The 10,905-nt window shown below is 63.3% G+C and carries 15 protein-coding genes and 1 pseudogene; 14 read left to right on the top strand and 2 right to left on the bottom strand.

The features are described from left to right. Positions 1-55 precede the first annotated feature (55 nt). Both QZM72_RS30090 and QZM72_RS30085 read left to right on the top strand, forming a co-directional pair. The gene (locus QZM72_RS30090; RefSeq protein ID WP_301739898.1) at positions 56-1,687 is read left to right on the top strand and encodes a cyclic peptide export ABC transporter; all 1,632 of its coding nucleotides are present in this window, start codon (positions 56-58) and stop codon (positions 1,685-1,687) included. Beyond that, a complete protein-coding gene (locus QZM72_RS30085) occupies positions 1,684-2,541 on the top strand; it encodes an ATP-binding cassette domain-containing protein (protein WP_301739897.1) in 858 nt (285 codons plus the stop codon). Before QZM72_RS30090 ends, QZM72_RS30085 begins: the two co-directional genes overlap by 4 nt. Before the next feature lie 136 nt (positions 2,542-2,677). Here QZM72_RS30085 and QZM72_RS30080 read toward each other — a convergent pair whose 3' ends face one another. Then, complete coding sequence (locus tag QZM72_RS30080; protein WP_301739896.1) at positions 2,678-3,007, bottom strand: helix-turn-helix domain-containing protein; 330 nt, start codon at positions 3,005-3,007, stop codon at positions 2,678-2,680. 383 nt (positions 3,008-3,390) lie between these two features. Here QZM72_RS30080 and QZM72_RS30075 point away from each other — a divergent pair, with 383 nt between their 5' ends. Then, a complete protein-coding gene (locus QZM72_RS30075; protein WP_301739895.1) occupies positions 3,391-4,269 on the top strand; it encodes a dATP/dGTP pyrophosphohydrolase domain-containing protein in 879 nt (292 codons plus the stop codon). Here QZM72_RS30075 and QZM72_RS30070 read toward each other — a convergent pair. Beyond that, positions 4,260-4,589: a hypothetical protein gene (locus tag QZM72_RS30070; protein ID WP_301739894.1), complete on the bottom strand. Its 330-nt coding sequence runs from the start codon at positions 4,587-4,589 to the stop codon at positions 4,260-4,262. The two genes, QZM72_RS30075 and QZM72_RS30070, sit on opposite strands and share 10 nt — an antisense overlap. A gap of 207 nt (positions 4,590-4,796) precedes the next feature. On the opposite strand from QZM72_RS30070, the gene QZM72_RS30065 reads away from it, so the two are divergent. From QZM72_RS30065 to QZM72_RS30015, 11 genes and pseudogenes are all read left to right on the top strand, one after another. Beyond that, positions 4,797-4,976: a hypothetical protein gene (locus tag QZM72_RS30065; RefSeq protein ID WP_301739893.1), complete on the top strand. Its 180-nt coding sequence runs from the start codon at positions 4,797-4,799 to the stop codon at positions 4,974-4,976. Next, positions 4,973-5,203 (top strand): hypothetical protein, encoded by a 231-nt coding sequence (locus QZM72_RS30060; RefSeq protein ID WP_301739892.1) that lies wholly within the window; start codon positions 4,973-4,975, stop codon positions 5,201-5,203. Before QZM72_RS30065 ends, QZM72_RS30060 begins: the two co-directional genes overlap by 4 nt. After that, positions 5,200-6,105 carry a DNA adenine methylase gene (locus QZM72_RS30055; RefSeq protein WP_301739891.1) on the top strand — a complete coding sequence of 302 codons (906 nt, stop codon included), beginning with the start codon at positions 5,200-5,202 and terminating at the stop codon, positions 6,103-6,105. The genes QZM72_RS30060 and QZM72_RS30055 overlap by 4 nt, the downstream gene beginning before the upstream one ends. 1 nt (position 6,106) lies before the next feature. Then, positions 6,107-6,322, top strand: coding sequence for a hypothetical protein (locus QZM72_RS30050; RefSeq protein WP_175754532.1), 216 nt, complete (start codon positions 6,107-6,109; stop codon positions 6,320-6,322). A 19-nt stretch (positions 6,323-6,341) separates the two neighbouring features. After that, the gene (locus QZM72_RS30045; RefSeq protein WP_301739890.1) at positions 6,342-6,485 is read left to right on the top strand and encodes a hypothetical protein; all 144 of its coding nucleotides are present in this window, start codon (positions 6,342-6,344) and stop codon (positions 6,483-6,485) included. Between the two features lie 15 nt (positions 6,486-6,500). Next, complete coding sequence (locus tag QZM72_RS30040; protein WP_301739889.1) at positions 6,501-7,475, top strand: phosphoadenosine phosphosulfate reductase family protein; 975 nt, start codon at positions 6,501-6,503, stop codon at positions 7,473-7,475. Between the two features lie 11 nt (positions 7,476-7,486). Beyond that, entirely contained in the window at positions 7,487-9,394 is a 1,908-nt protein-coding gene (locus QZM72_RS30035) for a replication endonuclease (protein WP_367620044.1), read from the top strand. Then, a complete protein-coding gene (locus tag QZM72_RS30030; RefSeq protein WP_301739887.1) occupies positions 9,391-9,669 on the top strand; it encodes an ogr/Delta-like zinc finger family protein in 279 nt (92 codons plus the stop codon). The genes QZM72_RS30035 and QZM72_RS30030 overlap by 4 nt, the downstream gene beginning before the upstream one ends. After that, a pseudogene (locus tag QZM72_RS35715) lies at positions 9,587-9,805 on the top strand (ogr/Delta-like zinc finger family protein); the annotation flags it as partial. The gene QZM72_RS30030 and the pseudogene QZM72_RS35715, both read left to right, overlap by 83 nt. 6 nt (positions 9,806-9,811) lie before the next feature. After that, a complete protein-coding gene (locus QZM72_RS30020) occupies positions 9,812-9,952 on the top strand; it encodes a hypothetical protein (protein WP_301739919.1) in 141 nt (46 codons plus the stop codon). Next, a complete protein-coding gene (locus tag QZM72_RS30015) occupies positions 9,949-10,872 on the top strand; it encodes a ParB N-terminal domain-containing protein (protein WP_301739885.1) in 924 nt (307 codons plus the stop codon). Before QZM72_RS30020 ends, QZM72_RS30015 begins: the two co-directional genes overlap by 4 nt. Positions 10,873-10,905: the final 33 nt, after the last annotated feature.

Below are 10,905 nucleotides of genomic sequence, written 5' to 3'. Positions count from 1 at the left end.
GCGCGCCGCCCGTCGCGCGAGCGGCGCGGCCGCGTCGCATGCGCAAGGACACTCCATGTCGCTGTTTCGTTTCCTGACCGGCAGTTTTCGCTGGACCCTGCCGTTCGCGTTGTTGACGAGCCTCGCGAGCGGGATCGGCAATGCGACGCTGATCGCGCTGATCAACCAGGCGCTCGGCGCACCGCCCGAACGCCTCGCCGCGCTCGGCTGGCGTTTCGCGGCTGTCGTCGTCGCGGTGCTCGCCGCGCGCGCCGTGTCGCAGATGCTGTTCATGTCGCTCGGGCAGCGTGCGAAGGCGATGCTGCGCATGCGCACGATCCGCCGCATCGGCGACGCGTCGTACCCCGATCTCGAACGGCTCGGCAGCGCGAAATCGCTGTCGGTGCTCACGCAGGATCTCGACACGATCGTCGTGTTTTTCGTGAATTTGCCGACGATTGCGATGCAGGGCGCGGTCATTGCCGGCTGTCTCGCGTATCTCGGCTATCTGTCATGGCAGATCCTGCTGTTCGCCGCCGTCACGATCGGGATTGCGATGCTCGGCTTCCGCGCGGTCCAGGGGCGCGCGATGGCCGACCTGCGCGATTCGCGCAGGCGCGAGGACGATCTCGTGCGCCACTTCCGCGCGCTGTTCGATGGGGCGAAGGAACTGAAGCTTCATCGGGCGCGGCGTGACGCGTTCGTCGGTGAAATGCTGGAGCCGGGCGTCGAAGCCGTGCGCGTGCAGCGCACGCGCGGCTACATGCTGTACGCGGCCGCGGCGAGCTGGGGCAACCTGGTGTTGTTCGCGTTCATCGGCCTCACGCTGTTCGTGCTCGCGCGCTGGTTCGAGATCGATGCACGCGTCGCGTCGGGCTACGCGATGGTGTTCCTGTACATGATCATGCCGATCGAGGGGCTGCTCGCCGCGATTCCGTCGCTCAGCCTCGCGCGCGTCGCGTTCGAGCGTATCGAGCAGCTCGACGCGGAACTGCCGCGCGAGCCGGCCGACGGCGAACGGCCCGGGCACGCGTTCGCGCGGATCACGCTCGACGGCGTCACGCATCGCTACGTGCGCGACGGCGAAGCGTTCACGCTGGGGCCGATCGACCTGTCGTTCGTACCGGGCGAAACGGTGTTCCTGATCGGCGGCAACGGCAGCGGCAAGACGACGCTCGCGAAATTGATCACGGGCCTTTACGCACCGGAAGGAGGGCGGATCCTGCTCGACGGCGAACCGGTCGACGCGGCGTCGCGCGAGCGCTACCGCCACCTGTTCTCGGCGGTATTCAGCGATTTCTTCCTGTTCGAGCGGCTGTTCGGAATCGACGCGGCGTCGCGCCAGCGGGCGCACGCGTTGCTGGACGCGCTGCAGTTGTCGCACAAGGTCGCGGTCGACGGCGCCGCGTTCTCGACGCTCGACCTGTCGCAGGGGCAACGCAAGCGGCTCGCGCTGCTGGTCGCATACCTGGAGGACCGGCCGTTCTACGTGTTCGACGAATGGGCGGCCGACCAGGACCCGCTGTTCAGGGACGTGTTCTACCGGCAACTGTTGCCGGAACTCAAGGCGCGCGGCAAGACGGTGCTGGTTATTTCGCACGACGACCGCTATTTCTCGCTGGGCGATCGCAGCGTGAAGCTCGACTACGGGCGGATCGTCGCGCAGTCCGGTGCCGTGACGTCGCATTCGACGGTATCTCCGACATGAATCCGATTGCTTCCGTACCGGCGCAGGCTTGCGCGCCGGAGTCGTCCGTGGCCGCGGCAGCGCGGGTGGCCGAATTGCAGGCGCCGTTCTTCGCGCTCGAACGCGTGTCGTTCGAAGCGGCCGGGCGTGTGCTGCTGCATCCGGTCGATCTTGCGTTTGCGCGCGGCAGCGTGGTCGGCCTGCTCGGTCACAACGGCTCGGGCAAGTCGACGCTCTTGAAGCTGCTCGCGCGGCAGCAGCGACCGCATGGCGGCACGATTCGGCTGCAGGGCCGGCCGCTCGACGCATGGGCGAACCGGGCGCTCGCACGTGCGATCGCGTATCTTCCGCAGCATCTGCCCGGTACCGACGGTCTGACCGTGCGCGAACTCGTCGCGCTGGGGCGCTATCCGTGGCATGGCGCGCTGGGCCGGTTCGGCGACGATGATCGCGCGATGGTCGACGAGGCGCTGCGTGCGACGGACACCGCGGCCTTCGCGGACCGGGCCGCGGACAGTCTGTCGGGCGGCGAACGGCAGCGCGCGTGGCTCGCGATGCTCGTCGCGCAGCGCAGCGAGTGCCTGCTGCTCGACGAGCCGATTTCCGCGCTCGACATACGGCATCAGATCGAGGTGCTGGCGCTCGTGCGCGCGCTGGCGCTCGAGCGCGGCCTGTGCGTGGTGGTGGTGCTGCACGACGTGAATCTCGCCGCGCGCTACTGCGACCGACTCGTCGCGTTGCGGCAGGGGCGCGTCGTGGTCGACGGCACGCCGGCCGAGTTCATGTGCGACGCCGTGCTGACCGACGTCTACGACGTCCGGATGGGGACGGTCGCGCATCCGATGGGCGACGGGCGCATCGGGTTCCCGTATTAGGTGGCGTTTGCGTAGCAAACCGATACCACTTTGGCTTGTCTTGAAAAAGCAGATGGCGTTGTCGCGGGCCATCTACCAAAAATCAGTTAGGATCGAATTTGACATAATCAACAGTGGTAGCTAACTAAAGCTGGCGTTACACCTGCGGGACCAAAGCCCCACAAGCGTTAGCGGGTAGCGCCAGCCACCGAAAACCCTTGGAAAATTTTTCCAGTGCATGCACCCAGCGCGCGCGGCGTCCTTCATCGCGCGAGCGCTCGATATTGACGTAGGCGAGCACGTCGAACGGATCAATTTCGAGAATTTCGGCGACCAGAAGGCACGTGTCGTCATCGAACGTAGCCTTTCCATTTCGCCATTGGCTCACTGCGGAGCGGGTAACGCCGAGCGCCTTTGCTGCGGCGTAATCGGACGGAAGGTCCATCTTGGCCTTCACGTCGTCCAGCAATTGGACGGTAGTTTTCATTCGAACCCCAATCAGAATCTCAACCCGGCGTCAATACTATTTGAACAGTTCATGACGCGCAACGTCGTTGCGCATGAACGTTAACGCATATTGACGCGTCAATCCGTATGAACTATTCTCCGACCCGTCACCCCGGCACCGGTTCTCAACCCCGCCGGTCTTGAGCTAGCTACTCAGGCGCCGGGGTGATGTTTCTCGCGGTATCCGTTCAAGGGGTTGAATAGGGGAAGTCAAATGCACGTTTCGCTGCAACAAACGCTTACACCTTCGGCGCCGATGCGCCAATCGCTCACGCCGCATTTCCGTGCGTGGATGGATGCAATGATTGCCTTAGTCCGCAAGTGGACTGCTTTCGATGGCGCGCGATGCGCAGGGTGGGCGGCATGAAAACCATCATCAACGAACTGCGCGACGAGCTGCGCGCCGCACACGTCATCATCCGCACGGCGCTCTCCGTGCTCACGTTCGATCAGAAAATCGCATGGTCGAACGCGAACGAACGCGATGACGTGAGCGGGGAGGGCATCACCCGGGCTTTCGAACGGCAGGCCGCTATCGCCAGCCCGCACGCCGATTTCGTGTATCGCGAATTGCGATGTGCCGACCGAATCATCGCGAATGCAGCCGGGTTGCTGTCAGACCATCAGCGCGAACTGTGGGCCGTGGCGGCTCGTCAAGCCGGTGTCGTCCTGTCGCATCCGACGCGTGATGATGTTCGGGCCACGTTGCTGGCGCGCGGTGCGTCGTTGGCCCGTGCCGCGTATGCCCGGGCTGTAGCGCAGATTGGGATCGATGCCGGTGACTCGCGCGGCGATCAGTCCGTGGTGGTGCTCAAGCCGGTTGGCGAACTGTCGTCGGCCGACGTGGCAACGCTGCGGCGCGTGCTCTCAAGCGCGCCTCGCGATCCGCGCGTCATGCTGATGCCCGCGGAATTCGACATGCACGCGTTTCTGCGGCGTCAACGTGCATTTTCCGCTCGCACCTACGGTCCGGGCCCTCTCACGGCTCGCGTGTGCGATCACATCCGCAAAGAGTTGGCCGAAGTCGAGGCCGCGCCCGATGACTTGCGCGAGTGGATCGATGTGATCCTGCTCGGGCTGGATGGTGCGTGGCGTACCGGCGCGACGCCTGAACAGATCACGGCGGCGCTCACGGCAAAGCTGACGACGAACGAGGGGCGCACGTGGCCGGACTGGCGCGCGTGCGATCCGGATCGGGCAATCGAGCACGTCGAGCACGCGTCAAAAGGTGGTCAGGCATGACGGCGGAAAATGTGGTCGCAACCTTCAATGACAACAGCATCCATGCCGATTTCGTCGGTGAAACCGTTGTCGAGAAACCAATTCGCTACTTGCCGCGCGTCAGGGGTAATGTACGCGCCAATGAGGCGATACAGATCGCCTGCGTCGGTGCGAACGCCAATGACGAAGCGCGGTGCACATCGGCGGAATTCGCGCAATGTGTCTACATGAGCGAGGCCGAGACATTTAACCAATTCTGCATCGAATTCGGGTGGCTCGAACTGCGCGTTGAAAGTGGCAATGAGCGGGTCCCAAGCCCCTGCGCGATCAAGCTTTTTCATAGGCGATTCAATAGCACAAGCCGACGCGACCCGATCGATGAACTGTCCTATTTTCTAAAATGGATTTCGATCGGTGGATTCGACGGTGCGCCTGCTCCCGCTGAATGGTTGTCGAAAGTGCGTGAGTATATCGCGCGTCAGAAGGCGTCTCGGACAGTAGCGGACGCCAGTTCCTAAAGCAAACGGATTCAATCGAGGGATGACGAAATGGCTATTATCTATAGCATTCCTAATAAACAAGAGGCGGAAACGCTCGCGATCCGGCGAGTGATTCGCGCCAGTAACGCCGAGCAAATGGCCCGCCGTCGCGCAAGCGATGAGGCCGAGCGGCAGGCGTTGACTTTGTGCCGCGTCGAGCGGGCTTTCGCTGTCGTGAGGTCGGTATGACGCTTGCCGACATTCAAGCCGCTGCGCCGCGCCAGATCGAGCGCGGCATTATCGAAACCGGTCCGTTCTACGAACGTCGCACGCGCGGCGGCTACTTCACGGTGAGCGGATCGGAATTCCACTGGTACGAGGAAAGCGGGGTCGCCCCCGTTTGCTGCATGTCACGCGATGACGCGTTGCGCGCGGCGCGCGAAAGCCGTCGAACGATCTACGCGGAGGCCGCGTGACCGTTACGGCGCCCCTGATCAGCTATTTCGGCAGCAAGTTTCGCGTCGCACCGTGGGTGCTCTCGCACCTGCCGCCGCATGAAATCTACGTCGAACCGTTCGGCGGCTCGGCCGCGGTTCTCATGCAGAAGGCGCGCAGTCGAATCGAGATTTACAACGATCTCGACGGCGAAATCGTGAACCTGTTCCGCGTGGTACGTGACGCCGCAATGCGGGCGCTGTTGATCGACGCATTGAATGCCACGCCGTACGCTCGGGCGGAATTCGAAGCGGCGTGGCACGTCGCAGACGAGCCGGTCGAGCGCGCGCGGCGCTTGTGCATCCGTGCCCAGATGGGATTCGGTGCCACGGGCTCGACGCGCCCGCTGCATTCGCCGATCGGATTTGCGGCCGACGTTTGGTCCGACGGGCCGGGGCAATGGCTGCGGTACCCGGCGCGCCTTGCGGCAGTCGGCTCCCGTTTGCGCGGAACCATGATCGAGCATATGCCCGCCGTCGAACTGATCGCGAAGTATGACGCGCCGGGTGTCCTCTTCTACGTCGACCCACCGTATCTGCCCGAAGTGCGCAACAGCGTGTCGCGCGGGCTTGGTCGCGACTACCGCTGCGAAATGTCCGCGTTCGAGCACGCCGATTTGCTGGCGATGCTCGCGAATCTGCGCGGTATGGCGGTCGTCAGCGGTTACGCGTCGGGAATGTATGACCGTGCTCTGGTGGGTTGGGCGCGCTTCACGCGCAAGACGCGCGCGAACGGGCAGGCGGGCACGGTGCCGCGCGAAGAAGTGATTTGGGTTTCTCCGTCGGCATGCGCTGCTGCTGGCATTGACCCCCGGGCGTCGGCATGTGTTTATCCGGACGCGGACGAAATGCCACTGTTTGCGGCGACTGCCGCGCGGCCGTGACATGACTCAGATCCGCGACGACGCCCCGGTTTCGACGCGCGAACTGTTGATCGAGGACTTGGCCGACTTCGGCATCGGCGCTGGTGCGCTGGCCGCCGCGCCGAATCTGTCCAGCCCGCCACGCACCGCGCGATCCGATCAAGCCGAATCCGACGCAATGCGCGTTCTTCGCCCGCTGCTGCGCGACCTGTCGAAACGCCGATTTCTATTTCGCTGACCCACTGGAGATTCACACGATGAAACGAACGCACGAGAAAAAGCCGATGCCGCTTTGGGCGATTTGGCTGATCACGATCGTGGGTGTGCTCGCGTGGTGCGGCACCCATCCCGATGAAGGCACGGAACCGGCGTGGCCGGTTCAGTCGACGCATCGAGCGTGAAGGGCGATGGCTGATATGGATCGAAAGACCCTGCGGGTTGTTTCGCTGTCGGGCGGAAAAGACAGCACGGCGACGCTACTTGTTGCGCTCGAACTGTATGGTGCGGAAAACGTTCGGGCCGTGTTCGCCGACACGGGGAACGAGCACGAGGCAACATATGCGTACGCGCTTGAATACCTGCCCGGCGCACTCGGAATCACGGTCGATGTAGTACGAGCATCGTTTGATGACGAGTTCGCGATCAAGCGCGCCAATCTTGCGCGCATCGCGGCGGGCGAGCCCGAGTCCGCTGTGTACGGCGCACGTCAGTTCCGGTACACCTGGACGCAACAGACGGCAGCCCGTGCCCTCGAACTGCTGCACCCGACCGGGAATCCGTTCTTGGACCTGTGCATGTTGAAGGGCGGTTTCCCGAGCCGCAAGCGTCAATATTGCACTGAACACCTGAAGCGCAATCCGCTGACCGAGTACGCGCTCGACCTTATCGACGCCGGGTACTTCATCGAGTCATGGCAGGGCGTCCGCGCCGACGAGAGCGAGGCACGGCGATGGCTACCGTACTACGAGGATCGAGGCGGCTATTACGCTGTCTATCGCCCTATTCTGCGGTGGAACGTCAATGACGTATTCGAGGCGCATGCGGCTGCTGGCATTCGCCCGAACCCGCTCTACAAACAAGGCATGTCCCGCGTTGGCTGCATGCCGTGCATCAATGCGGCGAAGGTCGAACTGCGTGAGATTTCCCGGCGTTTCCCCGAGCACATCGAGCGGATCGCGGAGTGGGAGCGTCTCGTCACGGCGGTGTGCCGTCCCGGCTCGCCGGTGACATTCATGCACCTGTCCGGGCACGGTGGCCATACCGGTGCCGCATCTCATATTTGGCAGGTAATCGAATGGTCAAAGACGACCCGTGGTGGGCGTCAATACGATCTGCTCGCGGACGCTCAACCCGCGACGGTGTGCGCCTCGAACTACGGCCTGTGCGAGTGAGGACGTAGGCAATGTGGATTTACGCGCGCGACGCAGAAAACACCGTCCCGACACTGCCAGAGGCGAACAAGGCGAAAAAGCGCCTTCCCGTGAAGTGGATGCGCCGCGCGCTCGAACAGGCGCGCGAAGCCGGGCGCGAAAGCGCGCGCAAGTATCGCGAGCGAACCGGGTTCAATGCGTCGCACATGTTCGATCTGGCCGCCGCCGCTAACTCACTGCGCGACTTTCTCGAAGATCATGCGCCGGACGGCATGCCGGTTTCACCCGACGCGACCGATCATGAAATCTGCATGAAGGCTCGCCGCATCGCATCCGATGTGACGATGCGCTCGTATGGGCTCGAACTGGCCGATGCGCTCGTTGTCGCGCGTGCGACGTGCGGCGCCTACAACGTCGAGATGCCGAATTTCGAGCACCCCGCCGATCAGGTCGTGCGCGTGAAGTGTGAACTGTGGTGGCGCCGTCAGTTGCGCAAGATGCACATTCGTAGCCTGGAACACTCCAACATCCGTCTGCACTTCGTCCACCTGAAAGCGGAGCCGTACGCGAGCGATGAAGCCGTTCGGCGGCGCATGGCGCAGAACCGGCGCAATGACCGGACGCTAAAAGCGGTGACGATGGAGAACGAGGACGGACAGCGCTTCACGCTCGCCGAACTGGCGTCGAAGGGCATTTCGAACAAGGCATTGAAGCGCGGCGAACTGTTCACGCGGCTGCGCGGACTGGAAGAACTGGCCGATGGTGCGCACTATCGCGGCGTCATGTTCACGCTGACTTGCCCGAGCCGGTTCCATGCGGTCAGGCAGACCGGTAGCTGGTTCAAGCCGAACCCGAACTATGCGGGCGTCACGCCGCGCGACGGGCAGGCGTACTTGCGGAAGGTGTGGCAACGCATCCGCGCGGAGTTGAGCCGCGAAGGCGTGACGTACTTCGGCATGCGCGTTGCGGAGCCGCATCACGACGGTTCGCCGCATTGGCACGGTCTGGTGTTCTCGAACGATATCAAGCGGTTCTGCGAAATCATGCGCAAACACGGCCTGCGCGATTCCGGCAACGAACCGGGCGCGCGCGAGCATCGCGTGCGCTTCGAACTGATCGACAAGGCGAAAGGGTCGGCGGTCGGGTACATCGCCAAATACATTTCCAAGAACATCGACGGTCACGCGGTCGGCGACCACAAGACAAACGAAGGCTACGTTGTGCAGTCGGACTTCTGGGACGACGACGAAATCACGCCGTCGGCTCGCGTTGAGACATGGGCCGCGTTGTGGGGCATCCGACAGTTCCAGCAGTTCGGCGGCGCACCGGTTGGCGTGTGGCGCGAGCTGCGCCGCGTGAAAGAGGACGACTTACCCGCAATCGAAGAATCGGCGCGCATCGTTGCGGCATGGACGGCAGCGCAGAAGCGCGACGACAAACCCGCCGATTGGGCCGCGTACTCGCGCGCAATGGGTGGCATCGCGGGCGAAGCCCGCATGGTCTACATCCGCCACACGGTCGAGCACCGCGAAGGGCGATACGGCATCGCGCCGGTGCGCGTGCCGCACGGTGTCGAGGCTATCGGCGTCGCGAGCATCGTTGACGGGCTTTGCTCGTACACCCGCGAAACGGAGATTTTCGTGCCGTCGACGCGTCACGTGTGGCGGGTGGTTCGGCGCGGCGGCGCAGCCGCCCGCCCTTGGACTGGTGTCAATAACTGTACGCAGGAGCCCGAGCGGGTCGAAGCGCCAGAAACGCCGGTCGCTGCATGGCTCGAATACGCGGAGTCTTTCCGCATCGATCCGCCGGCAGATCCGGGCCGCACGCGCCGCGAGGGCGCACGCGCACGCGTTTCGCACGACGTATCAGACTGGCTGGCCGACTACGACACGGCCGACGCCACGCAGCACTTGCAACCTAACCATTCGGGAGCCCTATGAACGCCAGCTATCGCGATCCGCACGACATGTCGATCGAATGTCCCGCGTGCGACGGGAAAATCGAGGCGCGTCATTCTGAGCCGATGAGTGACACGATGCGCCGCCTCTATTTCTGGTGCCCCGCCTGCGGATTTCGTGCGCCCGCGTCGCTCGAAATCCTGTATTCGCTGTCTCCGTCGGCGTCGCCGCGCGATGGGCTCGACCTGCCGATCGTGCGTGCTGATCCGCTGGACGGCTCGGTCAATTCCCGCACGTCGAAGCGGATCGGGTTGTGACATGCGGTGGACCATGCCATGCCCGCATTGCAAGTCGCGGGGTATCGCCCGCGTGATGCTGCGAACGTCAGATTTATGTTGGAACGTGGATTTCCAGTGCGACAACGTGCTGTGTGGTCACACGTACCGAACGGCGCTCACGATGACGCCTGCAGAACAGCCAGTGCGCCGCGCCGAGCGGCGGCAGTCGCTTTCGCTTTTTGATGACACGCCGGACGGCGGGTCGGTTTCTGATGATGGCGACATTCCGTCGCCGGGGTACTTGAAAGGGGATGAACGATGAATGCTGTAACGACCGTACAGGCAGAAATGGAACTGGTGCCGGGCAACGTGAAAGAGATCGTGAAGCCGTTCCGGCAGGGCACGGCCGACGTCTACATGGTTTCGCTCGACGCGATCCGCGTCCGGCCGGAGTTCAATGAAGCGCGCGAAGCTGACCCGGAATACCCGACGGCCGTTCGGGAAATCGCGGATTCGATCAAGGCAAACGGGTTCTTTCGCCACAAGCCGATCAAGGTCGCGGCAGCGTCCGACGGCTATCTGTATGTATCCGATGGTCATACGCGGTGGGATGCCGTGTTGCTCGCGAACAGCGAGGGGGCCGGCATAGAAGCGGTGCCTGTGATCAACGAGGTGCGCGGCACGACCGAAGAAGATCGAATTTTCGGGCTGATTCTCGATAACTCCGGCCGCCGCCTGACGCTGCTCGGCGAGGCGATGGTCATCAAACGTCTGATCGGCCCCGGAATCGATGAGAAGGAAATCGCCCGGCGCCTGACGCGCAACGTCGCCTCGATTCGAAACGCGCTCACGCTCGTGGCCGCGCCGAAGCCGATCAAGGAAATGGTCACGTCAGGCGCAGTCTCGGCGACGAGCGCGGTCAAGGTGATGAAGGAACAGGGCGTGAACGCTGTCGCACACCTTCTGGCTGCACAAGAGGCGGCAACGGCAGCAGGCAAAACCAAGGTCACGCCAAAGACTCTGAAAGTGATCAACGGGCAGGCGCAGCTAGCCAGGTTCACTGATGTCGATTTACTGGACTGGCTGTCGATGCAAAGTACAGTGACCATCAGTAAGATGCACCTCCCCGGAGAGCCTTCAGTACATCGTGTAGATGTACTCAGTCTGACCGAGGCGCGGCTGGTTGGGGAGGGGAGTAACTTGCGCGAAGCAATCCGAGCGGCTTTCTTACACCGCCAGTAAGCAGCGTTACGGGCAAGGGAGTCTCACATCCTT

The organism is Burkholderia sp. AU45388, from assembly GCF_030481585.1.
In the GTDB taxonomy this organism is placed as follows: Bacteria; Pseudomonadota; Gammaproteobacteria; order Burkholderiales; family Burkholderiaceae; genus Burkholderia; species Burkholderia sola.
The sequence above is the reverse complement of the archived record's forward strand: the minus strand, read 5'-3'. Positions and strand labels throughout refer to the sequence as shown.